The sequence below is a fragment of the Streptococcus sp. SS4 genome, assembly GCF_030440125.1.
GTDB lineage: Bacteria > Bacillota > Bacilli > Lactobacillales > Streptococcaceae > Streptococcus.
On the sequence record NZ_JAQFJM010000012.1, the window covers coordinates 59,433 to 84,759 of the forward strand.

Below are 25,327 nucleotides of genomic sequence, written 5' to 3' on the forward strand. Positions count from 1 at the left end.
TCCCAAGTCTTTTCCTAAAGAGAGTCATCCACCTTTAACAAAGCTCTTGCTTGGCTCAAGGCAGCCTCCGTCACGTTATCACCTGCTAACATCTTAGCGATTTCTTGCACCCTTTCCTCAGGTGTCAAAAGACGAACACGAGAGACAGTTGTCTCGTTATCGCTTTCCTTAGAAATAAAGAACTGATAATCAGCAATAGCAATAACTTGAGGAAGGTGACTGATGGCCAAGACCTGACCATGACTCCCAATCTTATGAATCTTCTGAGCGATGGCTTGGGCAACACGTCCTGAAACGCCAGTATCAACCTCATCAAAGACGATACTTGTTTTATCTTCTTTGCGGGCAAAGGCTGACTTAATCGCTAACATGAGTCGTGATAATTCACCACCTGAAGCTACCTTAACAAGCGGTTTAAAGCCTTCACCTGGATTGGTTGAGATGTAAAACTCAACCTGCTCATTACCATCACGATTAAATTTCCCCTTAGTAAAGGTAACTTTAAAATCAGCTTTATCCATATAGAGGTCGCATAACTCGTTCTTAATCTCAGCTTCAAGAGCCGTAGCAATTTGATGGCGTGCTGTTTGTAGTGTCTCCGCAGACGCAAGCAGGTCCTTTTCAAGTTGCTTAAGCTCTTGTTCCATAGCATCTGACGAGCTAGAGTTTCCTGTCAGAAGATTGTATTCTTTACTTGAATTTTCCAGATAATCCAAGACGTCATCGACAGTCCCACCATATTTACGAGTAATGGCATTAATGGTATCTAAGCGGTGTTCAATCTCTTGTAAACGTCCAGCATCAAAGTCCAGATTATCCAAAAAATCACCTAGTTGCTTAGTGACATCTTCCAAAACATAATAGGCTTCTGATAGATTCCCAGAGAGTTCTTTGTAATCAGAGTCATACTCTTCAAGAGACTGGAGGTCATTCATGGCAGAACGAACATTTGAAAGGCTTGAAAAATCTTCATTATCCAGCATGACATAGGCATTTGTTAAGGTATCAGCAATTTGCTTATGATTAAGAAGCTTGTCTCGCTCCTGCATCAAAGCCAAATCTTCTCCTGATTTTAGAGAGACTGCTTCAATTTCTGCAATCTGAAATGCTAACATTTCAATTCGAGCCTTATGCTCCTGCTCATTTTTCTGCTTTTCAAGAACAGCTTTTCTTAACTCACGATAGCGGTCAAAATACTCCTGGTACTCTTTCTTAGTCTGGAAAAATTCCTTGTCACCAAAGGCATCAAGCATGATAATATGCAGAGCAGGTTTCATAAGCTCTTCCTGGTCATGTTGTCCATGGATATCTACCAAGAAGTGCCCAACAGACTTAAGCGTCGTTAAATTGACCATCTGCCCATTGATACGACTAACACTTCTACCATTTTGGAAGATTTCACGACGGATAATCAATTCATCCTCAACAGGAATCCCATTATCTTCCAAGATACTAACCAAGGCAGGATTTTGTTCGATTGAAAAGAAGCCCTGAATTTCAGCCTTAGATGCTGAATGACGGACGACCTCACTAGAGGCCCTAGCACCCAACATAAGATTCATAGCATCTATAATAATGGACTTACCAGCACCTGTTTCACCAGTAAGGACGGTCATACCATTCTCAAAGTTTAGAGAAATCTCTTCAATAATTGCGAAATTCTTTATCGTAATTTCGAGAAGCATAGGCCCTCCTATTCTTCAACCCACTTAATGATTTGCCCCTGTAGTTCAATAGCTGCTAACTCTGACTGAGCCACTAAAAAGAGGGTATCATCATCAGCAATAACACTAAAAATCAAATGCTTGTACTCATCTAAAAGAATCTTCTTGATGAGGCGGCTTGTCCCAGGTTGAACAACGATATTCATAAAGGCATGTTGACGATCAACGCGCAACAAGCGACGAGTCGCAACAGAGGTTCCACCTACTCGTCTAGGAGCAGTTGAGAGCCCATAGATGTAAGAACCGTCTTCAGTTGGTACTTTGGTAATACCAATTTCATTGATATCACGCGATACAGTCGCTTGAGTAGCCTTTAATCCCTCATTTTGGAGTAATTTTACCAATTCTCCTTGAGTCGTAATTTTATTTTCTTGGACAATCTTTCGGATTAACTCCAAACGATCATTCTTCTTCATTCTTTTTAAACTCCTTGTGTGCTTGTGCTACAACTTCCTTAATAGAGGTTTGAGCATCATTTTGAGGAGAATTTGTCTTCTCCAAGTGTGCGAGAAACTCAATGTTACCATGACCACCTTGGATAGGTGAAAAATCCAGCCCCTTAACTGAAAAGCCATAGTCAACCGCAAAAGCAGTCACTGTTTCTAACACTTTTTCATGGACACTGCTCTCACGGACAATCCCGTTTTTCCCAATTTGTTCACGGCCCGCCTCAAATTGTGGTTTCACAAGAGCAACAACTTGCCCCCCATCAACCAATATCTTAGCCAAAGCCGGTAGAATCAGATTAAGAGAGATGAAGCTGACATCAATCGATGCAAAAGACGGTAGTCCTTCTGTGAAATCGACAGGTTCAGCATAACGAAAATTATATTGCTCCATGGAACGAACACGCTCATCTTGACGCAATTTCCAAACCAACTGATTGGTACCGACATCAACAGCATAAACCAGTTTTGCCCCATTTTGAAGCATAACATCAGTAAACCCACCTGTTGAGGCTCCGATATCAATGGTCGTCATACCTTCAACTGACAGATTGAAAACTACCAAAGCTTTTTCAAGTTTGAGTCCTCCACGACTCACATACTTAAGTTTTTCACCTTTAAGCTTCAACTCTGTACCGTCGTCGATTTTTTCACCAGGTTTATCGTAACGCTCACCATTGATAACATTAACAACTAAACCTGCCATTACGCCACGTTTTGCTTGTTCTCGTGTTTCAAAAAGGCCTTGTTTATAAGCCAAGACGTCTACTCTTTCCTTAGGCATGGAGTCGTAACCTTTCTATGATTTCTATAATACTGTCTTTCTTGAAACCTTGAGTCTCAGCTAGATTTTGGAAAATAGCCTCAGCTTTACTAAGTGATTCTTCGAGGATAGCATGTGATTTTTCCAGACCAAGAAGAGCTGGATAGGTTGATTTTCCCGCTACTACATCTTTTCCAGGTGTCTTTCCAAGTTCTTCGAAATCAGCAGTCACATCCAAAATATCATCACGGACTTGAAAGGCAAGACCAATCAGGCGACCAGCTTCTTTCAGATTTTCCAAAACCTCTAGATTTTTTTGAGCAACAATACCAGCCGCCACAAAAGGAAAGGTTAAAAGCATACCTGTCTTATGCTCATGAATTTTAGCTAGTTGCGATAAATCTAGTTCCTGACCTTCCCCCTTCATATCCAACATCTGGCCACCAACCATACCGAAGGTGCCTGAGGAATGAGACAATGCTTGAATCAATTGAACTCGAATTTCTGCTGATAGCTCTGTTTGGGCCAGGAGATCAAAGGGATCCAAAAAGAGAGAATCGCCAGCCAATATCGCCGTTGCTTCATCAAATTTCTTATGGTTGGTTAAACGTCCTCGACGGTAATCATCATCATCCATGGCCGGCAGATCATCGTGAATCAAACTTCCAGTATGAATCATTTCAAGACTTGCAGCAACATCGAAATGACTAGGAGTAAGCTCTAAACCAAATCCTTCAAGTAAATCTAAGAAAATCAGTGGACGAATACGCTTGCCTCCACTATCAACTGAATAAAGGATGGCAGTGATTAAATCACTTGATACAGGAAGATTCTTTTTTTGGTAGTAATCACGGATAGCCGCATCAATTTTATTTAGCTTGCTCATTAGGCATCCATTTCCGTTTCTGTACCATCTGCTTGCATGACCTTAACTAGTGTCTTTTCAGCATCTTCCAAGGTCTTCTGCAAATCTTTAGACAAGGCCATTCCTTTTTGGAACTCAGCAATAGCATCCTCAAGAGCAACATCTCCTGTTTCGAGCTTAGTGACAATGGCTTCTAAGTCCTGTAAATTTTCCTCAAATGTTTTTTTAGTTGACATTTTTCACCTCTACTTCTAGTTCTCCATCTCTCATTTGGACGGTTAATTGATCACCTTCGGTAATATTCTTGGTACTGGTTAAAGGTTTATCATTTTTTTTGACAATGGCATAACCCCTTGCAACAATACGGCTAGTATCTAGAGACAATAAAGCATCCTGTGCCTTTTCTAATCTCACACGGTTACCATTAATGGTGTTCTTGGTTGTGGTCACCAATAAACGTTGCAAAGACTCTCGACGGTCTTGATAGTTCTGAACACTACTCAGAAGATTTAAGCCTTGTAACCGTTGTTTCAAAAGTTCCGCTTTTTTTTGTTTTCGCTCGAAATCTTGACTCATGAAGGTTTCAAGCCTTGTTGTTAGTCGATCCAACTTTTGTAGATAACCATCGTAAAGGCGTTCAGGTTGCCTAAAGACAACAGATTGTGACAATTTGGCCAAGCGTTCCTGGTTATATTGTATACGTCTCAAACAGGCTTGATAGGCTCTATTTTGTCTTTCACGAATCCAAACCAAGGTATCAGCCTTTGATACCGGAGTCGCAAGTTCTGCCGCTGCTGTAGGCGTAGCAGCTCTACGATCTGCAACAAAGTCAGCCAAAGTCGTATCTGTTTCGTGACCAACGCTTGAAATCACAGGTAGGCGACTCTCAAAAATCGACTGAACCACAATTTCCTCGTTAAAAGCCCAGAGGTCTTCAATAGAACCTCCACCACGGCCAACGATAAGTAAATCTAGGTCATCCCTTTGATTGGCTTTTTGGATATTTTCAGCAATTTCCTGTGCAGCTCCTTCACCTTGAACCTTGGTAGGGAAAAGTAAGATTTCTACCCCAGGAAAACGACGACTAACGGTCGTAATAATATCTCGAATAACCGCACCACTAGGACTAGTGACAACCCCAATTTTTTTGACAAAATTAGGCAGAGCTTGCTTATGACGATCATCAAAGTAGCCTTCTGCAGTCAATTTTTTACGAAGCTGCTCAAACTGGATGGCCAAAGCCCCAATACCATCTGGCTCTGCCTTCTCGATAATAATGGAATAAGAACCACTAGGTTCATAAATCTGAACCCGACCAACGACATTGATCTTCATCCCTTCTTCGAGTTCAAAACCAAGTTTTTTGAAAACTCCAGCCCAAATCGTCGCCTGAATAACAGCTCCTTCATCCTTAAGCGAAAAATATTGGTGACTCGGACGTCGACGAAAATTGGAAACCTGCCCCGTCAAATATACCCTCTCTAAATAAGGATCACGGTCAAATTTCATTTTCAAATATTTGGTTAAGGATGTGACCGATAAATAGTCTGACACGACAACTCTCCTTTATTTAAGCTAGCCTTGAAAACCTGAAGACATTAAAAAAGTTCTGCAGAACTATCATCCCCAAATCTTCTCAGTCGGCTTTTTAATTGTATACACGATTACTTAAAATTATACCAAAAAAGACTGTCAAAAGACAGTCTCAACCACCATTGTCAGGTGTTTTATATGGTTTCATTAATCGGTTGTATATTTTTTTGAAACAACGTCCCAAGAATCGCTTGAACCATCAATACCACCATAGGCTTCGAGTTGTCCCTTCTTGTCCACACGGAAAAGAAGAACATCATTACCATAGGCATCATAAAGTTGAGCATAAACTAGGTTATCATCATCATCGGTCCAAGAATAGACTTTCCAACCTAGATTTTTATAATTTTCCCCTGTTGACCCTTGTTCTTTAGCATAGGTAGAAACTACCCAGTCTTCCAACTGCTGGTCAGACAAGGATGAAGTATCAACTTGAGAGGATTGATTATCAGATGATGCTGCTGCTTGTTCCTTACTTTTAGCTAACTGGCCATTTTTCCATGGATTTGTTACACTTTCTTTTTGGTTATTACTATACCACATCAAGGTAACCACAGGAATAACCACTGCAAGTACTGCAACAACTCCAATTACCCATCTAATGATTTTAGGATCTTTGAGTTTATCAAAACTCGAAACTTTTCTTCCCTTTGTAGTTTCATTTTTACGACGTCTAAATTCGCTCACAGCTTTTTCCTCTTTTTCTTGAAAGTAGTCCCTTTTTTTCTTTTCCTCTTGTTCCAAGAGTTTTTGCACTTCCCTACGACCCTGCGGATCACTCGTTTGAGCCAATGAAATCTGCAACTGAAAAATACGATTATCCAAAGCTTGCTCATATTCTTTGGCTGCTTCTCTATCACCATTATCAGCTAAGGCTCTCAGATACTCTTCATTACTGAATTCAGCCATTCACTATATCGCTCCTGCTTCTAAATCGTTTCTTCTATTTTCTTAAAGCCTGAGACTTTTGTCAAGTTACTAGTTTGTAACAAATTCTTACAGCTGTAAAAAGCCGAAGAAAGTCACATTCTCCAGCTTATTTCTTGGTTGTTTCTTTATAATACTTACAATAACTTTGAAGAGGACATGTCTGGCACTTAGGATTCTTAGCTAAGCAATGATAGCGTCCAAAGAAAATCATACGGTGATGGCTGATAATCCAATCCCTCTTTGGGATTTTCTTCATCAGTTCCGCTTCGATTTCCTCTACACTAGCATCCTCTGGGGCAATATTTAGCCTTTTAGAAACACGTGAGACATGCGTATCTACAGCAATAGAAGGAATACCATAAACCTCAGCTAAAACCACGTTAGCTGTTTTTCGTCCCACACCAGGTAGACTTTCCAATTCCTTATGCGTTTTCGGAACCTGTCCATCAAAATTCATTAAAACAGCTCTAGCAGTCTTGATGATGTTCTTTGCCTTATTCTTATAAAGACCGATTGTTCGCAAACACATCTCAACATCATCAAGATTAGCAGAAGCCAAATCCTCAATTTCTGGATAACGCGCCCACAAGCCTGGTGTAATTTTATTAACAGCCTTATCAGTTGTCTGGGCTGATAAAATAACAGCAACTAACAGTTGGAAAGGAGTTTCCCACTCCAACTCTCCATGAGCATTGGGAAACATCTCCCCCATGAGAGCTAGAGCCTCATTAACACGTTTTCTTCCTAACATTATTGGCCACCCCATAATTGACGGGCGGCATCCATTCCTGTTTTGAAGTCATCCGAAACTTGGTGATGGTGCTTCTTACCTTGATGCTCCAAACGACGCTCTTCAACTTGAATTTTCGTCGTAATACCACTCAATTTCCAGTTACGCAGAACCCCTTTGATGTAATTCCAATTTGTCTTGCGGTTAAATACTGCTTCTTTCAGAGCTTCACGGATAAGTTCGGGATCAGTATGCTCTTCTTGAATTTCCTTGTTTAAATCTTCGATAACCATAGGATTCAAGATTCCCAAAGCTTGTTCTAACTCATCTGTTAACTGCTTGATGAGCTGTGTATTTGTAGGCTGACCAACTACAGGCCCCGTCGTTGTCTTTTCATTGCTCACTAACTTATCCAAAACTGCCAAGGCAGGTGAAGCATCTACAACCATCTCAATTTCATTATTAACCTTAATAGTCGTGAAATCAAGGAGTCCAGCCTCAGTCAATGTCGTAATACTTTTATTAACCTCAGTTGGTGTCTTTCCAGTTGCTTGCGCTATCTGACTAGAAGCCACTTCTCCAATCTGAGTTGTCGTTTGTAGATAGAGAAACTGCCAAACCAGAAAGTCATCCGCAGATGGAAAAATATCCTTAAAGTGGAAAAATAAAGCATTAGGAAGGACCAGATTGCCTGATCGATACTGTTCAAAAAAACTCATATTTACCTTTCAGAGTAGCTAGACACCTAAAAAGTCTTTATGCGCTCACATAAGTCTTTTGAGACTGTCTACTACAAATAACCGTAGAATGAAAAATCGTCTTCCAACTCTTCTAAACGATAAGGTGTTTCTTGATATACCGCATAGTTAATCCAATTGCTAAAGAAGGCCGATGCCGCAAGATTCCAACGCAGTTTAGGTTCCTGACTTGGATCATCCTCTGGGAAATAGTTTGCCGGTACGTCTGGATCGATCCCGGCATCCAAATCTCTTCGGTATTCTCTGGCCAGAGTATCACGGTCATATTCAAAATGACCGAAACTATATACTTCACGAAGATTCTTACTTGCTAAGATGGATAAACCGACCTCTGGTCCTGACACAACAATATCTAAATCCGTCTTGTTTTTAATATCCTCGAGCGTAACCTCAGTATAGCGAGAGTGTGGTGACACAAAGCTATCATCAAAGCCATTCATAAGGAAGTTTTCAGGCATGTCAACCGTTTGTTTATAGATACCAGATAATTTCTCTGACAATGGGACCTTGTCAACTCCATGCTTATAATAGAGACCTGCTTGAGCTCCCCAACACAGATGAAGTGTTGAATAGACATGCTTTTTAGACCAGTCAAAAACCTGTGTCAATTCTTGCCAATAATCAACTTCTTCAAAAGGCATTTGCTCAACAGGAGCACCTGTTACGATGAGACCATCATAATACTTATGCTTAATTTCATCAAAAGTCTTATAAAAGGTTTCCATATGTTCGGCATGGGTATTTTTTGACTTATGACTAGCCATATAAAGAAACTCGACGTTAATTTGAAGTGGCGTATTGGCCAAAAGACGTAGCAATTGAGTTTCCGTAACTTCTTTAGTAGGCATAAGATTAAGGATTAAGACCTCCATTGGTCGAATATCCTGGCTACTAGCTCTGTTCTCATCCATGATGAAGACATTTTCCGAACGCAATACATCAAGAGCTGGTAACTTATTATCAAGTTTTATAGGCATAACAATATCTCCATCCTTATTTATTCTATCTTCATATTATAAACCGGGGAGGTATTGTTATCAAATATATATTTTCTCTAGTTAGCTATAGCTTTAAACTATATTTAGAGGCTACCTTTGTTTTAAAAGAGTTAAAAAGGCCCTAAGGCCTTTTGTTAGTTCATAGATAGATTTATCCTGGGAAGTTCATCAATACTTTAGTATCGTAACCTTCAATAGCTTCACGTCCATTAAGACCATCAAGCTCAATCAAGAAGGCACAACCAGCAACGACACCACCTAGGCGCTCAATCATTTCAATTGTAGCTTTGACGGTACCACCAGTTGCCAAGAGATCATCAACGATAAGTACACGTTGGCCTGGCTTGATTGCATCGGCATGCATACAAAGTGTATCGACACCATACTCTTTTTCGTAATCGGCTGAAATCACTTCACGTGGCAATTTACCAGGTTTACGAACAGGAGCAAAACCAATACCAAGTTCAAAAGCAACTGGACAACCAACGATGAAACCACGCGCTTCGGGACCAACAATCATGTCAATCTTCTTATCAGTCGCATACTGAACGATTTCACGGATAGCATAGCTATAAGCATTTCCATCAGCCATCAAAGGACTAATATCACGGAAAGTAACCCCTTCTTTAGGGTAGTTTTCAATAGATGCAATATAATCTTCTAATTTCATTTGTTCTTCCTATAGGCTTTTCGCCAAAAAAATATTTACATACTATTATAGCATGAAATAGTAAATTTAGAAAATGCTAACCCTCATTTCAAGACGAATCCTTTGGATTAAGACTCCCCTACTTATACAGCCAATCATAAATTTCCTGTGGTGTTCCCAGAGCCATGAGTTCTTGGAACTTAACGAGTCGTTTCAGATTTTGGAAAATCTGACTGTCCTCAATCTCACGTTTTTCAGCTTCTTTATTGACTGTCATAACACCATTATCAATAGTCACAAAGTCCAATTCATCAAAGATTTGAATCATCTTAATCAGAAGCATCTTGTCAATTTTAAGGTAATTGCTGAGTTCATCCAGTTTATAGCGGACATCGAACTCTGGGAATTGGTAAATGGTTTTATAGAGCCTTGCAAATTGCTCTCTTGTTCCATAACCTGTCAGATAATAGGCTTCCTTTATACTATTTTTAAAATAGATAGCCTGGAAATCTTTACCTTCAAACCACTCTTTTAATTCTGTCGCTGATTCAGGTAGGGTGTTGAGGACAACCGCAGGCTCTGTGTCTGCTGCTTCTTCTACCGTTGGTAGGCCTTCAGGCAGTGCAATATTTTTTGAGCGAAAATCAAATAATTGAACACCATCTACACGCGCATCTTCTAGCATGAGCTGTAGCGTTGTCTGACCATTCCAAACATTAACAGACAAGGTCACTGCCAATTCCAAACCTTGAGCTTGTTGAAATTCTTGAAGCAGATTACCTTTATTAAAAGCGACAACGTCAAAGCTATCCTTGCCTTGCTTAACCTTAAACTTAAGATGGGCCCCATTTTGTCCCATTGTCCTAGCTTGAGTAACGGTAATATCATGTAGCCAAAAGACTGGCTTTTTATTATCCATACCAAAAGGTGCTAGTTTTTCAAGGCTCTTAATGGTATCCAAGCTAAGCTCACTGAGTTGGAGCTCCTCGTCTAAATTAAGCGTATTTTTGGCACTTGTATCAATGTCATTATCGTAGACATAATGACACAAAATATCTGAGAGTTGAGCAAGATTTTCCTCTGGAAGGGTCATCCCAGCCGCTCCAGCATGTCCTCCAAAAGCAGTAAAGATGTCTCGGTGGTCATCAAGGGCATGAAAGATATTGATAGATTCCAAACTACGGGCCGAACCCTTAGCCAAGCCATCTTCAATATTCAAAACCACTACTGTCTGGCTGATTTGTTCCATGATGCGCCCAGCCACAATACCTAGAACGCCAGGATGCCAACCTTCCTTGGCTAAAACCTGAACTGGTTTGTCCAAGTCTACCATGGTCATAGCTTCGTCAAAGATTTTTTGAACAACTTCCTTACGTTCTTCATTTTTGGCATTGATTTCCAGAGCAATGGCCTGAGCTTCCTCATCGTCAAATCCGGTCAGTAATTCAATGGCTGGATTTGGATCATCTAAGCGTCCCAAGGCATTGAGTTGAGGAGCCAGTTTGAAACCTACCGTTTCTTCGGAAATCGTTGTAGGGTCCACATCTGAAATGCGGAGCAATTCTTGAAGCCCGATACGCTCAGTAGTCTTGAGAATTTCCAGACCTACCTTGACCATAATACGATTTTCATCCGTAAGGCTAACCATATCAGCAATGGTACCAATGGCTACCAAGTCCAACATCTCTGTAGGAATAGTTTCAAGGAGGGCAGTTGCCAATTTGAAAGCTACACCACATCCTGCCAAATACTTAAAAGGATAATCGGCATCCGGATGCTCTGGATGGACAATGGCGTAGGCATCTGGAAGTTGTGCCGGCATACTATGGTGGTCTGTAACGATAACGTCCACACCTTGCTCTTGCGCATAAGCAATAGCCTCATTACCCGCTACCCCATTATCCACTGTAACAATGAGTGAAATGCCTTCCTGCTCAATGAAATACTTGTAGACACTTTCATTTGGCCCATAACCATCTGTAAAACGGTTAGGCAAATAGACTCGAGCCTCAGCTCCCATCATTTCAAGAGCTTCCTTGACAATCGATGCTGACGACATCCCATCCGCATCATAGTCTCCATAGACTAAGATTTGCTCATAATTTTCAATGGCCTGACGAATTCTAGCCACTGCCTTGTCCATATCATGAAGAAGATATGGATCATGAAGGTGTGATAAATCAGCCTTAAGAAAATCTTCAAGAGCCTCTTCTGTCGTCACGCCACGTTCATAGGCAATCTTGGCTGCTGTCTCTGCCAGCCCATGTTCTTTAGCAAGTTTAAAAAAGCCAGCATCTGGCTCTTTTGTGTTTATTTTCCAATCATACGTTGATGTAATCATGTTTTTATATTTTCTCCCTGTCATCTAGTCAACCTATTATAACATGAAAAAATTTATCATAGTGAATAGAAGCCTAAGTTTCCTAAAAAGAGAATGGAAAACATCGTAAGTTGCTTAGACTTGCGGTACATTTCCAATCAAGCCCTGCTTTTCTAGACAAAATAAAAGACTGAGTATTGCTCCTTATTTGACTTATGTTTTCTCAGATATTCCTTTCTTCTCTTCCTTTTATATAACTCAATTCTACTATCACTTTCAAGCAACATAAGGAAAAGCAAGAAAAAGATTCCCTATTTGGAAATCCTTTACATCAATATTTATAAATCATCCCTGTACAAGCTTGCTCTGAAAGTTCGACAAAGCCCAGAGATTGGTAAAAGGCTAGATTTTTCTCGCTACGATCAGTTGCAAGGAGCTTTTGATAGACATTGGGGAAAGTCCCTAAAGCCTCTTCTAAGAGTTTCGTTCCGATGCCTTGGCGTTGGTGATCTGGTCGCACCAAGAGGTCCTGTACAAAAATGACAGAGTGGCCATCTCCTACCAAGCGAATGTAGGCTACTAACTCTTCCTCATCATAGACTGCCAACTGCCAGAGACTGGCTTTGACAGCTTCTTCTAGCATAGCTGGGTTGTTGGTATAATTGGTCCAACCGACTGAACTGTACAGTGCGAGTAGGTCTGTCATCTCTGGAATCTCTTGTTTGTACTCTAACATCTTAACTCCTTTTTAATCTATAGTGCTGGAAGAAGGCGATATCCCGATAAGGGGACTCTTGGCAGACCGCCAGCTCCATCTTGAGCATAGACTCTCGCCATCCCTCTTGGTCTTTGAAGCGATTATCCTGCAAGGCATAAAAGACACGGATTCCTTGGTAGTCTTTATTTTCAAGAGCTAGATTTTCTATTACTGCATCTAGATCATAGGCTTGAGCCAAACCCATGGAGTGGGTTTCCAGATCTTGGCCTGCTAGTAAATCGAGGGCCTTCTGAGTATCATTTTCAAAGACGACGGTCTGTAGGACTCGGCCGACTTCATTGTGCTTGACGATAGAGAGCAGGCCTCCTGGTTTCAAGAGGCGGATGAATGCCTTGAGAACAGCCTTGCGATTCTCTACATACTCTAAGACATTGTGGCAGAGAATGACATCAAAGCTAGCATCCTCAAAGCTTTCTAACTGATCCAGACTCCCGACTAGTTGCTGATATGGGTGATCCTGGGTCCGCAAGGCTACCATTTCTTCATTGGGTTCTACAGCTAGAACTTGATTTTCTTGAGCCAAGTGGTTGGCCACAAGGCCAAAGCCACTGCCAAAATCAAGAACTCGCTTACCCTTGATATCCTGTAATTGGTCAAAAAGAATATCATAATAGATTTGACCCCAGGGTTGCTTGAGATTCTCTAAATACGCTTGGATATTTGCGGCCATCTAGTATCCTCCTATTTGTAGTTAAACACATTCGTAGCTAGTTTGTCCGAGATGCGTGGAAATAGCGTATATCCTTTGTGGGCAACTGCTAAGAGTCGTGGCAAGTTAACTTCACGTTTGTTTTTGCCCAGAATACGGATAATCTTTTTAGCCACGTATTTAGGACTGAGGACAAACTTTTTAACACTTTCAAGATAGGCTCCAGAGGGATCAGCTTGGTCAAAGAAACTTGTCTCAATTGGACCGGGATTGACCGTTGTCACATAGACTCCCTTATCAGCCAGCTCTAGACGAAGGGCATCTGAGAAGCCAATTACCGCAAACTTTGTCGCTGCATAGACACTTGAGTTGGCTGTCGCAATTTTTCCCGCCATACTGGCGATATTGATGATATGGCCGTGGCCTTGCTCCACCATTTTCTCAGCTATCAGACGTGAAAAGGTCATCGTCGCAAAGGTATTGATATCAAACATATCACGTACCTCTTGGCTAGTGTAATGATCATAAGACTTGAATTCACCAAAACCAGCATTATTGATAAAGACATCAATACGTCCAAATCGTTGATAGAGATAATCGACCATTTCTTTGATGGCATTGTCATCTCTAAGGTCAATGGCAAGGCAGGTTTTATTTTCCACATGACGATAACATTTCTCAAGTTTATCCTTATCTCGTCCTAAGAGGATAATGCCATCACTGGGTGAGAGCTGCTTGACAATTTCTTGTGCAAGCCCTCCTGAAGCACCAGTAATAGCGATAATACGTTGTTTAGCCATTAAATCTCTACCTCTTCCAGGTCACGAACGATGTGGGTGTTTTCAAAAATTGTTTTAGCATCTGCTGCCATCTTACCAATATCACGCCCCAGGAAACGAGCTGATACGTGATTTAGAAGAAGACGTTTGGCTGATGCATCCTTAGCAACTTGAGCTGCTTGCATATTGGTTGAATGCCCATGGCTCTTGGCAATTTTTTCGTCACCCTTACCATATGTGGACTCGTGAACTAAGACATCTGCCCCCAATCCAAGACGAACACTGGCATTCGTCTTACGAGTGTCACCTAAGATAGTGATAACCTTACCTTTCTTAGGTGCGGAAATAAAGTCCTTGGCAATGATTTTAGTTCCATCTTCAAGAACCACATCTTGCCCATTCTTAATTTGACCAAAAAGAGGACCAAATGGCACACCTGCTGCTTTAAGGGCCTCAGCATCCAAGGTTCCTTCGAGATCCTTTTGGACCACACGATAACCAACACAAAAAATGGTGTGATCCAACTTATCTGCATAAACCGCGAACTTGTCATTTTCCATAACCAAGCCTAGCTTATGCTCATCAATTTCCTTAAAATGCACATGGTAAGGGAGGCGTGTCCCAGAGGTACGAAGACTGGTCATAACATATTGTTTAATACCGACTGGACCATAAACCTCTAAATCTGTTTGTTCTTCACTCGATTGGAAGGAACGGCTAGCCAAGAAACCAGGTAGGCCAAAGATATGGTCTCCATGCATATGTGTGATAAAGATTTTTTTAACTTTACGAGGTTTGATTGTTGTTTCTAAAATCTGACGTTGGGTACCTTCTCCACAGTCAAACATCCAGACCTCATTGATTTCATCGAGTAACTTTAGAACCAGACTCGACACATTACGGGCCTTGGAGGGCTGCCCGGCACCCGTCCCTAAAAATTGTAATTCCATAACTTCCTATACTTTCTATCTATCGTTCTTCTTATTTCTGGACAATATAAGCCAGGCATTCACGCTGAGCAAAGCCATAATAAACGTTTTGCCCTTTATATTGAGACAAAAGTTCCACTAATTCGTCTTGATTGAAGCTAGCCAACTTAATGACATTTCCCTTCAACTTAGTTACACGACTAAGTAACTGTGTCTCAGGTGTTAACTCTTCCAATATTTCTTCGTCAAAATCAACCTTGGCCATCTTAATTTGAGTGCCTTCAAGATAAACCTTATACTGCGGAAAAACTTGAGCAAGCTCAAACAAAATACTGGCCGTTGGAACCTCTAAATGCTCGGCAAAGACTAAAGCCACCTCATCAGCATTTTCATAGCAAAATCCATAGGATTTTCCTGACAAATTGAGGCGAATAAATGGCTTGCGCTCATCAAAAGATGGTGCAGGGTTAAAGAGGTTCAACTCTTTTGAAAGGTCTAAGTAGTAATCCGTCGCTGCTTCAGGAGATTGTTTTTGGTAAATCTCTGCAAAATAAGCATTAATCACGCTTGGTGGTGGCGTAATGAAAGCCAATTTTTGACTGTCCGAAAGGTCTGACAAGGTATTTTCCAAATAGACCTTATCTAAACTTGTAAAACCACCATATTTTAAAGCTAAATCCATATAATCAGTCATAAAATTCTTCCAATTTCCATTTATTTTTCGGTGAAATATAACCTGTAATTTCTTCCACTTCTGTCTCAAATGAGTAGCTATCTAGCAAGGCTAATTGACTCAACTGATAAAGTTTATACGCTTGATCCTGATGAACCTTAATACTAAAAGGTTCAAAAATCTGTTGAATTTCGTCAATCAAGAGTCTTCTGAGAGCCTCACGACTTCCCTTGTCACGTGCTGAGAGACGAACATTAGGAAAGACTGTTGCTACTAGATTATCAGCAACATCCATCTTATTGTAGATTGCTAGGCGAGGAATATCAGTCATGTCTAAGTCTTTGAGAATGTCTAAGACCACCTTTTCATGCTCTTCGTGATTAGGATCACTCGCATCAATGACATGTAAAAGAAGGTCCACATTACGACTTTCTTCAAGTGTTGACTTAAAGGCAGCAACCAATTCTGTTGGCAAGTCCTGGATAAAACCAACCGTATCTGTCAAGGTCACTTGAAACTGATCCTTTAAGTAAATTTTCTTAGTCGTTGCATCCAAGGTCGCGAAAAGTTCATTAGCCTCATATTGCTTATCATCCGTCATAAGGTTCATGATCGTTGATTTCCCAGCATTGGTATAACCAATCAAACCAATTTTAAAGGTAGTTGAATCAACACGCTTTTCGCGAATGGTTTCTCGGTTCTTCTCAACAACCTTTAACTGGCGTTCAATATCAGCAATCTGGTTACGAATCGAACGACGATTGAGCTCCAACTGACTCTCACCAGGTCCACGGCTACCAATGCCCCCTGCTTGACGGCTGAGCATAATCCCTTGACCAGCTAAACGGGGCAACATGTATTTAAGCTGAGCTAAGTGAACCTGAAGTTTCCCTTCATGGCTTCTAGCCCTCATGGCGAAGATATCTAAAATTAATTGCATACGATCAATAACTTTTACGCCAAATGCTGCTTCAAGATTGGTATTTTGACGAGGCGTTAAACGGTTATTGACGATGACAGTGCTAATCTCATCCGCATCCACCATGGCCTTGATTTCTTCTAATTTTCCTGAACCTACGAAAGACTTACTATCATAGCGTTCACGCTTTTGGGTATAGCTAGCTACAACCTCTGCTCCTGCAGTTTTGGCAAGACTGGCAAGTTCCTCCATTGACATGTCAAAGTGCTCTGTTTCTTGCAATTCAACACCTACTAAAATAGCACGTTCTTGCTGTTTGGCTGTCTCTATCATAGCAAACCCCTTTTCGAAATAGTTGACTTCTATTATACCACAGGCAGGGGCAAAGAAAAGGTCACAGACCTTAATTTTTTTCAAAGAAAAACAAGTTGGATTAACCAACTTGCTTTCTCTTAATGTTTACGTGTCGGTTTCTTTTTCGAACCCTTACGACGCTTCCCTTGATGAATGCTTGGCGTATTTTGAGAAATGGTTTGACGCATTTTCTCAGTGGCCTTATCAACCTTATCTTTAGCCTTGACCAATTCTTGAGAGGCCTTGGTAACACTCTTCGAAGGCTTGTTTTTCTTAGACTTGCTCTTAGAAACAGGTTTCACTTGACTAGTTCCAGACGTACGCATACGACGAGACATAGCCAGGAGAATTTTATTTTCCTCGTTGAGGTTAGTCTGATAAGCCATTGAAAGCACCAAACCAACACCAATCAAGTTAGAGATGAGTGATGATCCCCCTTGAGAAATAAAGGGCAAAGGAATACCTGTCAAAGGAAGAATTCCGACTGCTGCCCCAATATTTTCAAAAATATGGAAGACAATCATCATGATAAAGCCTGTCGAAATAAAGGTATAGAAACGGTTGTTAGATTTAAACGTCACTCGCAACATGCGGTAAATAAGGAAGAGATAGGTTAGAAGAACCAATCCACCACCTACCAAACCAAAATCTTCCGCAATGACTGTGAAAATCATATCACTCTCACGAACCGGTACGTTCAACTCCAGATGATTAAAGCCTTTACCATAGATTCCTCCGGTACCAATCGAAATCATCCCTTGTGTCTGTTGAAAGGCGATACCGTCTGCATAAGTGAAGGGATCCAACCAAGCTGAGATACGGTTAATCTGGTAGGTTTGCACTCCCATCTTGAGCATGGCTTCCTTACCCCAATCTGTAGTAAATACCATTACAAACAAGGCTAATCCTGTTGCAAAAGCTAGAACTACCGGCAAGATAATCCGCCAAGATATCCCCGAAACCACTACGATACCGGCTAAAATAGCCAGAAAGACTAAGGCAGTCCCCATATCTCCTTGAAGAACTAGTAAACCTAAAACAGGGAGTGTGACTGCAACATATTGGAAGAGCAGTAACCAGTCATCCTGAAGGTTGGTCACTTCCTTACCTTGTTTAGCCCAAACACCTATTCTCGATAGAAAAAGGATGTAGGATATCTTCATAAATTCAGATGGTTGAAAAAGGGTGACTGATCCAATGCTTACCCAGTTTTTCGCTCCCGTCGAGGCTACCAAAGCAGGGGAATAGAAAACGAGAGGTAGAACCATAAGCCCCAGACCGAAAATATAGAGCCAGGGGGTTACCTTCCAAAGAAACTCTGTATTAAATAACATGACAACAAAAGCAAGTACTGAACCTAGAAAAATCCATAGTACTTGCTGAGACATGACTTGCACAAGATTCTTTGGGTAATCAAAACTTGTCGCGATAAATATCGAAACCAGGCCAACCAGTAGTAATATGAGAACTGGCAGGAGAATCGAGTAATCTATCCGACTTTCAATAGTATTTTTTGACTTAGCCATGTGTACTCCAAAATAAAGATTTAGCAAGAGTTATTATACCACTTTTTTGGCCAGACAAATGACCTGAATGTATAAAAGTTAGACAATTTTTTATGAAAAAAGCAACCACAAAAGTGATTGACTTCTTTCATTCATTAATCTTAATTTGACACGTAGCCTTTTCCTTGAGCGTTGAAGTATACCCATTGCCCTGAAGGAATTTTAACCCAACGATTAATAGCCTTTTCCCCTGTATGAACATCATAGTAAGAGATTGAGCCATCAGGATTCGCAGCTGTTGCACCTTTCACTTGCTTACCAGTTTGGTCAAAGTAAAGGTTTTGGCCGTTGATCGTCTGTTCGCCAACAACAAGTTCACCCTTGGCATCAGCATAATACCAGTTGTTGTCTCCAGTAGTGAAGAAGGTTGAGACTAACTTATTACCAGTAGCTCCATGGTAGTATGAGCGACTGCCATTTGCATTTGTTGCGAAGTCACCTTTAACCTGTTTACCATCAGTAGCAAAGAAGAGTTTTTGACCGTTAATCACTTGAGCTCCTGTAACGACATTTCCCTTATCATCAGCATAATACCATCTATCATGACCGGTAGTGAAGAAGGTTGATACCAATTTATCACCAGTATTCCAATGGTAGAATGAACGACTACCGTCAGTGTTCGTTACGAAGCCACCCTTAACTTGACGACCATTTGCATCAAAGTAGAGGTGTTGACCATTGATGACCTGAGCACCTGTGACATTACGTCCATGTGAGTCTGCATAGAACCAGTTGTTGTCCCCAGTAGTATAGAAGCCTGGTGTATGTGCCTTAGTCACAACACCCTTAGCATCGATATTAAAGGTTTGACCATTAACTACTAGTGATGTATCCACAAGTTTCACACCTGTAATGGCATCGTAGTATGAAGTCGTACCATCAGGATTGTTCACAAACTCACCTTTAACTTGTTTACCTGACTCATCAAAGTAGAGCTCGTCACCATTGATGGTTTGCGCACCACGAAGAACATCACCTTCGTTATTTGCATAGTAAGTGGCATCACCAACTTGGAAGAAGCGATTCTTAACTTGAACACCTTTTTCATTGAAGTAAAGGTTTTGTTTACCTACCTTAGTAAATCCAGTGGCAACATAGCCCTTATCATTAGCGTAGTACCAGTTACCATCTTGTTCAAAGAAGCCTGAGTACTTACGTTCACCTGAATCGCCACAGAAGAACATCAAGTGGCCGTCTTTTGTAGGAATGAAGATGCCTTTAGCTTGGTAACCATTGTCATAGAAGTATTTTTCCTTACCTTCTACTTCAGTCAAACCAGTAGCCATGATGCCACCTTTGAAGAAGTATTGGTAGAATTTCTCTTCCTTACCACTATCATCTTTAACAGTAACTTCTTTCCAACCAGTTTGAGTCGTCAATTTACCTGACTTACCATAAACCAATGATTGACCTTTGGCATTTTTAATAACACCATCAGTAAACATAACACCATTTGGCAAGAAGAAATAGTTTGAACCGTCGATAGCTTGTTCACCAGTTACAAGGTAACCCTTATCGTTAAAGTAGTACTGTTTGCCATTATATGTCACAAATTGACTCTTAGCTTGAGTACCAGATGTTGTATAATAAGTTACCCCTGTACCATCATAAGCAAATCCAGTTTTAGCTTTTGTATCACCAGTCAAGGCAGCTGGAAGGAAGGTACCTTTATCGTTAACGGTGAAGTACAATTTACCATCGCTGAGAACGTAGTCTGAACCACGTTTTTGGATGTTTGTACCGTTAAAGTACTTAGCTTCCCATTGTTTAATCTTCACAGATGGATCAATTGTCTTACCTGACGCTTCCATAACTTCTTTGAAGATTTCTGGATAAAGTTTTTGAAGTTTGTCGAGGAAGGCCCCACCATACTGTGCTTGGAAATCATTTCCTGATGACTTGGTATTTGTCACATAGAGCTTATTAACCAAGCTAGTATCATCAAGCACCTTACCATGCGTATCTGTACGAGTAGCTGTCACTACTTCTTTACCTGGGAGAGTATACAATTGGTCTGGAACCCAGTCAGCAATGACTTGAATACCTTGTTTGTGAAGAGCCTTGAGGGCATCACGAAGATCTTCTTTTGAACCATATTTATTGTTTTTGCTCATGGCAAAGTCGTAACGGTCTGTGAAGGCATAACCATTTTCAATAATAGAATCAAGGAAAGTGCCATCCTTAGATGAGACATATTGAGGTGCAATCTCAAATGACGTAATACCCCATGACTTGAAGAGGTCTGCGTTAGCTGCAATCAATTTGTTAGTATATTGACTATCCTCTTTGACAAAGTCTTGGAAGTTTGAGAAACCTTCGTAAATCACTTGTGCTTCAAGTGCTGCAGAAGAGCTATAAACCTTATCCCCTTCTTTGTAGGCTTTTGTTGATGGTTTGGCAAGAACGTTTTGATCGTCAGTCGCACCTACTGGTACCCAAACTGAAAGGTAACCACTCATATCAACAGTCTTAAAGCCTTTGATTTCATCAGCTGTGAAGACAAGATTTCCTTGTGCATCTGTGTATTTAACAATCTTAGTATCTGAATCATTCAATGAGGACACGATACCTTTATCCGTACCAAGCAAGAGTGGACGGTAGGCTTGGTTCTTGTGGGCTGCACCCATATTTACAGTAATTGTTTCACCATCTGCTAATTTCAAATCTGGGTTATTAGCAATGAGGGTCAACATACCAGAATTACGACCGTATTTTCCACCTTCTGTATCAGTCTTAGACATCAAATCTTGACCATAACGGACAGAAACCAAAACTTCTTTATTGTCTTTAGCAGACGATACGCCATCTCCAGCAAGATTGTGGATATAAGATGTTTGTCCACCAGCTACATATTTAGGACGCGCTTTAAGAAGAGTTGTGATTTGATCAAAGTATGGTGATTTCTTAGCCATGTACTGACCATTATCAGTATACAAGTCTCCATAATAAACACGTGTTGCTGCACCCATTGTTTGAAGCATCAAAGCATAAGCTCCAGGAATATTTGAATGCGTATATTCCTTATCCACTTTCAACATATCAGCATTATAAATGTCAAAAGCTTGTTTCAATTGATCTAATGTAAAAGTAAATCCATCTGTTGTAGGATCAATTTTTTTGCTGATAATGTCTGCGATAACCGTTTGAACTTCTGAGTCGTGTGCACGAACAAAGAGATAGGTTGCAAAACCAAGTTGATCATATGATGTAACTTCCGCACGGTTTGAAAGACCGAAATAACCACCGTTAATAAGGTCCTTCATTGATGCATTACGAGCACCTGTACCTTTATTAGTTACTGGACGAGTCAATCCATGAACAATAGACAAACGGAGACCATTATCCATAGAAAGGGCAGCTGTATTATGTTCGTCCACATAATATGGGTCGTTTTGAGACCAAGCTTCAAGAATTGAGATATTAGCAAGGGCACGTGCTTCAGACTCATTGACCTTGTAAGCAGCCTTCATGTATGAAGACACTAATTGAAGCATATCGATGCTGACATTGTCCACAGCATCAACACGGATACCATCAAAGTGAGCATCTTTGTCCTTGTCACCAAAGACGATTTGTCCCCAGTTCATGAAGTAATACAATTGGTTAAGCATTTCAGCTTGCACAATTGGGTTTGAGTTGTCGATATCGCTTGAAAGCAAGAACTCATAACCAGCATCACTACCACTCTTGATCTTATCGTTTGCCAAACGACTTGTTGCCGTTTGGTCAAGTTTACGGTAGTCTGAGTTAGCCCACTTCGTTAAATCACTATTAACAAAGAGGAGAGCCCCTTTTTGGAAGTGTTCTTTACCTGGAGATTCAGAGTTAATGTCCCATTTATCTTGGTCTTTAACAAAGGCCTCGATTGACTGACGCAACCAGTCTGTTGACTTATTAGCAGCAATCTTAACCTCAATCTTACGTTGAATGATTTGAGCAGCGGCATTCAAGCTAGCTTGAGAATTTTCAATCGTAAAGACATCTTTTGTTTCTTCACCATTGCTAAGAGCCTTAGTCATGTAGTTCAAGTAAGCTACTTGAGTATCCTTATCAGGCCACCAAGACATCAAAAGTGGGCGAAAATCTTTTTCAGTTGACGCTTTCCAAGTTGTTCCTGCTTCAAGGATTTCTTTTGGACGGTACCAACTATCAGCTGTCAAATAACCATCAACAAGTTCAAAGCTTGCTTTTGTTGAATCGTAGGCAGCATTGTTTTTAGTAAAATCAGTGACAAGATTTGTTGTTTCTTGTGTGAATGAATACGTTGATGTGCTTGAAAGGACACCATTCTCATCAAAATAAAGGACCTGACCATTTACAGTAATGGCAAAGTTTTTCTTATGTGATCCATCTTCTAAAAGATAGTAATATTTACCATCTTTTTCTTTTTTAATATTATCGAGTGAGACTGCAGCTTTAATTTCAGCTTCAGAAAGCTCTTTAGACTTCTCAGTCGTTGGAGCGGCTACTCCAGCATTTGCAGCTACTTCAGATGTTGTAGCTGTTTCTGGTTTAGCGGCTACTTCTGGCTTAGCAGTCGTTTCAGGTTTGGCTTCAACCTCTACTGCTGCAGCTCTATCACTAGTTGCTCCTGAATTTGGTTGAACTGTCGTTTCAGCTGGTTTATCAGCAGTAACTGCTGCTCGGTCTGTTGTTGTGGCATTTGAAGTATTTGCCACTTCAGTTGTTGCTCCTACCTCTTTTTCAACCACAGGATTTGTATTTTCCCCCACTGTAGTTGTTGAAGGTGATCCGTTAGAGTTATTTGTTTCTTCTGCAGAAGCGAGTGAAGTTGTGGTAACACTACCACCAACAATGGTAGCCAAAGCTGCTAAAGCAACAGCCAAAGTAACCCACTGCTTCTTCACTTTGTGCAGTTTATAGCGTACTTTATTTTCCATATTCAATTTTTCCCCAATATATTTTTTGTCTTAAAATCTACACCTTAAAGACTCATTTATTATATCATTTTTTAGCGCCAAACAAACTTGATAGATCTTATTTTAATGAGTTTTTTACTATCTTAATGATAGATTAAACAATTGTCATGTAATCGAATTGGATACTGTCAATAATTTTGTGTAAATACTCAAGTAGAGTTACGGAGTTTTAATCAAATAAGCTTTCAAGTGTGTCAGAACATTGGCCAAACTCTTTATGGATTCGTTGACTTTGGTTGAAATTATAATCTTCAAACAAAGTAACTAAGTAACGTTCCAGAGCATCCTCGTTAGGACCCCCCCTTCTTTTTCGTTTGACGTTTGATTTCTTTGTTGAGAGACTCAATGAGGTTTGTCGAATAAAGGCTGTGCCAAATCTGATAGGGAAACTGATAAAAAGTTAAAAGATTATCCGTATTCTCCAGATTTTCCATGACTTTACTATACTTTGGTTTCCATTCGGCGATAAAGTCCTCTAAAGCTTGCACTGCCATTTCTAAATTTTCAGCACGAATGGGAATAAATCTCTTTCTAGTAATGTGTTGCAACTCTACTATAACGGATTTATTCCTTTTTGTGTTTACACAACTTATTGCATACTACCCCCTGAAAAATATAAATATAGACATTTTAATCTATTTTGTACAGAAAATAACAACAAATGACTATATTCCTTGCCTATTTACAATTATTTTGATACTCTACAATCAGAGGTGAATATGATATGACAAAACAAAAAATTAATCGAATTGTAGGTTCCATTGGTGCTTTTATTGGAATTATAGTATTTGTTGCCTACATTCCTCAAATTATCGCCAATTTACAGGGATATAAAGCTCAACCATTTCAACCTTTATCAGCTGCTATATCTTGCTTAATCTGGGTTATTTATGGATGGACAAAAGAACCTAAAAAGGATTGGGTACTAATCATTCCAAATTCAGCTGGTGTTATTTTAGGTGGAATCACTTTTTTGACTTCATTTTAACAAATCTAATAGTATGTATAAAAAGCTGAGATGAGTTTCTCAGCTTTTTCTCTATTCTCAGATAATTAAACGCTGCACTCATTAACTTCCGCTTTTTCATTCACAATCATTCTCATGGTCATCAACTAGGCCTGCCGCCTGTAGAAAAGCTAAAACTGCGACTGGACCTGTAAACTTGAAGCCTCGTTTTTTGAGATCTTGAGATAACTTTTCAGACAAAGGTGTTTTAGCAGGTGCCTGGCGATAGTCAGGGACATCATTCACGATAGTTTTTCCCTCGACAAAAGACCAGAGGTAGGCATCAAAGGAACCGTAGGTTTTCTGGACTTGTAGAAATGCTTGAGAATTGGCACGCGTAGCAAAAATCTTGGATCGATTTCGAATGATGGCTGGATTGTCTAACAAGTCCTCCAACTCTGCATCCGTCATCTCCGAAACACCTTGGACTTGGTAGTTGTAAAATGATTCTCTGAAAGCTTGGTGCTTGTTGAGAACCGTTGCCCAAGAAAGACCGGCCTGATAAGTTTCCAAACAAAGTAACTCAAAAAGAGCACGGTCATCATGAAGGGGTTGGCCCCACCCTTCATCATGATAGGCTACATATAAAGGGTTATTCATTTTTACCCAACCACAACGTTTCGGCATATATTTTCTATTTCACCAACATCTTAAGGGCAGATTTGATATAGTTCTCAGCTGTATCCGTCGTTCCTTCGAAGAATTTCTTGATTTTCTTTAGCTCTGTTTCCTTGTAGTCTAGCACCACCATGCCCTCATTGCCAAGGAAAGATGATCAAATATGACTTTCAAAAATCTTCTAAAATTCCTCTCCTTGAGCAAGCAGGAACTTCAACACTACTACGTCTGAAGAAACGTCGCTTCCAGTGTAAAAATTGTAGGAGAGTCACGGTAGCTAAGACATCAATCGTTGAGAAAAACTGCCAAATCTCCAATCTAGTCCGGCAAAAAGTTGCACA

The 25,327-nt window shown here is 40.4% G+C and carries 21 protein-coding genes and 4 pseudogenes; 2 read left to right on the top strand and 23 right to left on the bottom strand.

All coding sequences use genetic code 11. The features are described from left to right. Positions 1 to 14 precede the first annotated feature (14 nt). The 21 genes and pseudogenes from recN to PCY16_RS10465 form a co-directional block, all read right to left on the bottom strand. The gene (gene recN / locus PCY16_RS10365) at positions 15 to 1,685 is read right to left on the bottom strand and encodes a DNA repair protein RecN (RefSeq protein WP_155198181.1); all 1,671 of its coding nucleotides are present in this window, start codon (positions 1,683 to 1,685) and stop codon (positions 15 to 17) included. A gap of 8 nt (positions 1,686 to 1,693) precedes the next feature. After that, positions 1,694 to 2,140, bottom strand: a complete 447-nt coding sequence (locus tag PCY16_RS10370) for an arginine repressor (protein ID WP_002890762.1) — start codon at positions 2,138 to 2,140, stop codon at positions 1,694 to 1,696. Continuing rightward, positions 2,127 to 2,954 carry a TlyA family RNA methyltransferase gene (locus PCY16_RS10375; protein WP_155198180.1) on the bottom strand — a complete coding sequence of 276 codons (828 nt, stop codon included), beginning with the start codon at positions 2,952 to 2,954 and terminating at the stop codon, positions 2,127 to 2,129. Before PCY16_RS10375 ends, PCY16_RS10370 begins: the two co-directional genes overlap by 14 nt. Continuing rightward, positions 2,947 to 3,819 (bottom strand): polyprenyl synthetase family protein, encoded by an 873-nt coding sequence (locus PCY16_RS10380; RefSeq protein ID WP_070476336.1) that lies wholly within the window; start codon positions 3,817 to 3,819, stop codon positions 2,947 to 2,949. The genes PCY16_RS10375 and PCY16_RS10380 overlap by 8 nt, the downstream gene beginning before the upstream one ends. Further along, entirely contained in the window at positions 3,819 to 4,034 is a 216-nt protein-coding gene (locus PCY16_RS10385) for an exodeoxyribonuclease VII small subunit (RefSeq protein WP_002884058.1), read from the bottom strand. The genes PCY16_RS10380 and PCY16_RS10385 overlap by 1 nt, the downstream gene beginning before the upstream one ends. Further along, positions 4,024 to 5,352, bottom strand: coding sequence for an exodeoxyribonuclease VII large subunit (gene xseA, locus PCY16_RS10390; RefSeq protein ID WP_173018048.1), 1,329 nt, complete (start codon positions 5,350 to 5,352; stop codon positions 4,024 to 4,026). The genes PCY16_RS10385 and xseA overlap by 11 nt, the downstream gene beginning before the upstream one ends. A gap of 186 nt (positions 5,353 to 5,538) precedes the next feature. Further along, positions 5,539 to 6,300, bottom strand: a complete 762-nt coding sequence (locus PCY16_RS10395) for a hypothetical protein (protein ID WP_064521298.1) — start codon at positions 6,298 to 6,300, stop codon at positions 5,539 to 5,541. A 127-nt stretch (positions 6,301 to 6,427) separates the two neighbouring features. Continuing rightward, positions 6,428 to 7,072, bottom strand: coding sequence for an endonuclease III (nth, locus tag PCY16_RS10400; protein WP_155198178.1), 645 nt, complete (start codon positions 7,070 to 7,072; stop codon positions 6,428 to 6,430). Then, the gene (locus tag PCY16_RS10405; RefSeq protein WP_004182658.1) at positions 7,072 to 7,770 is read right to left on the bottom strand and encodes a DnaD domain-containing protein; all 699 of its coding nucleotides are present in this window, start codon (positions 7,768 to 7,770) and stop codon (positions 7,072 to 7,074) included. Before PCY16_RS10405 ends, nth begins: the two co-directional genes overlap by 1 nt. A 71-nt stretch (positions 7,771 to 7,841) precedes the next feature. Then, positions 7,842 to 8,786, bottom strand: a complete 945-nt coding sequence (metA, locus tag PCY16_RS10410) for a homoserine O-succinyltransferase (RefSeq protein ID WP_014634315.1) — start codon at positions 8,784 to 8,786, stop codon at positions 7,842 to 7,844. A 172-nt stretch (positions 8,787 to 8,958) separates the two neighbouring features. Beyond that, positions 8,959 to 9,477, bottom strand: coding sequence for an adenine phosphoribosyltransferase (locus tag PCY16_RS10415; RefSeq protein WP_004182660.1), 519 nt, complete (start codon positions 9,475 to 9,477; stop codon positions 8,959 to 8,961). 118 nt (positions 9,478 to 9,595) lie between these two features. Beyond that, positions 9,596 to 11,797: a single-stranded-DNA-specific exonuclease RecJ gene (gene recJ / locus PCY16_RS10420; RefSeq protein WP_195413564.1), complete on the bottom strand. Its 2,202-nt coding sequence runs from the start codon at positions 11,795 to 11,797 to the stop codon at positions 9,596 to 9,598. Between the two features lie 310 nt (positions 11,798 to 12,107). Further along, the gene (locus PCY16_RS10425) at positions 12,108 to 12,512 is read right to left on the bottom strand and encodes a GNAT family N-acetyltransferase (RefSeq protein ID WP_014634313.1); all 405 of its coding nucleotides are present in this window, start codon (positions 12,510 to 12,512) and stop codon (positions 12,108 to 12,110) included. Position 12,513: 1 nt separating this feature from the next. Then, a complete protein-coding gene (locus PCY16_RS10430; protein WP_195413563.1) occupies positions 12,514 to 13,224 on the bottom strand; it encodes a class I SAM-dependent methyltransferase in 711 nt (236 codons plus the stop codon). A gap of 11 nt (positions 13,225 to 13,235) precedes the next feature. After that, positions 13,236 to 14,003, bottom strand: coding sequence for an SDR family oxidoreductase (locus tag PCY16_RS10435; protein ID WP_195413562.1), 768 nt, complete (start codon positions 14,001 to 14,003; stop codon positions 13,236 to 13,238). Further along, a complete protein-coding gene (rnz, locus tag PCY16_RS10440; RefSeq protein ID WP_013990735.1) occupies positions 14,003 to 14,932 on the bottom strand; it encodes a ribonuclease Z in 930 nt (309 codons plus the stop codon). The genes PCY16_RS10435 and rnz overlap by 1 nt, the downstream gene beginning before the upstream one ends. A gap of 31 nt (positions 14,933 to 14,963) precedes the next feature. Continuing rightward, positions 14,964 to 15,605, bottom strand: coding sequence for a cystathionine beta-lyase (locus PCY16_RS10445; RefSeq protein WP_195413561.1), 642 nt, complete (start codon positions 15,603 to 15,605; stop codon positions 14,964 to 14,966). Beyond that, on the bottom strand, positions 15,598 to 16,836 hold the full coding sequence (gene hflX / locus PCY16_RS10450) for a GTPase HflX (RefSeq protein ID WP_195413560.1): 1,239 nt from the start codon (positions 16,834 to 16,836) through the stop codon (positions 15,598 to 15,600). The genes PCY16_RS10445 and hflX overlap by 8 nt, the downstream gene beginning before the upstream one ends. A gap of 377 nt (positions 16,837 to 17,213) precedes the next feature. Further along, positions 17,214 to 18,383 (bottom strand): annotated as a pseudogene (locus tag PCY16_RS10455) (FtsW/RodA/SpoVE family cell cycle protein); the annotation flags it as partial. 140 nt (positions 18,384 to 18,523) lie between these two features. Beyond that, a complete protein-coding gene (locus PCY16_RS10460) occupies positions 18,524 to 23,323 on the bottom strand; it encodes a glycoside hydrolase family 70 protein (protein WP_195413559.1) in 4,800 nt (1,599 codons plus the stop codon). A 208-nt stretch (positions 23,324 to 23,531) separates the two neighbouring features. Continuing rightward, a pseudogene (locus PCY16_RS10465) lies at positions 23,532 to 23,937 on the bottom strand (transposase); the annotation flags it as partial. Positions 23,938 to 24,086: 149 nt separating this feature from the next. Here PCY16_RS10465 and PCY16_RS10470 point away from each other — a divergent pair. Continuing rightward, on the top strand, positions 24,087 to 24,350 hold the full coding sequence (locus PCY16_RS10470; protein ID WP_064521289.1) for a SemiSWEET family transporter: 264 nt from the start codon (positions 24,087 to 24,089) through the stop codon (positions 24,348 to 24,350). A 96-nt stretch (positions 24,351 to 24,446) separates the two neighbouring features. Here the strand turns inward: PCY16_RS10470 and PCY16_RS10475 are convergent, their stop codons facing one another. Together PCY16_RS10475 and PCY16_RS10480 are read right to left on the bottom strand one after the other, a co-directional pair. Continuing rightward, positions 24,447 to 24,995 (bottom strand): DNA-3-methyladenine glycosylase I, encoded by a 549-nt coding sequence (locus PCY16_RS10475; RefSeq protein ID WP_064521287.1) that lies wholly within the window; start codon positions 24,993 to 24,995, stop codon positions 24,447 to 24,449. Positions 24,996 to 25,002: 7 nt separating this feature from the next. Continuing rightward, positions 25,003 to 25,125: pseudogene (locus tag PCY16_RS10480) on the bottom strand (Holliday junction branch migration protein RuvA); the annotation flags it as partial. On the opposite strand from PCY16_RS10480, the pseudogene PCY16_RS10485 reads away from it, so the two are divergent. Beyond that, a pseudogene (locus tag PCY16_RS10485) lies at positions 25,110 to 25,327 on the top strand (transposase family protein); the annotation flags it as partial. The pseudogenes PCY16_RS10480 and PCY16_RS10485 sit on opposite strands and share 16 nt — an antisense overlap.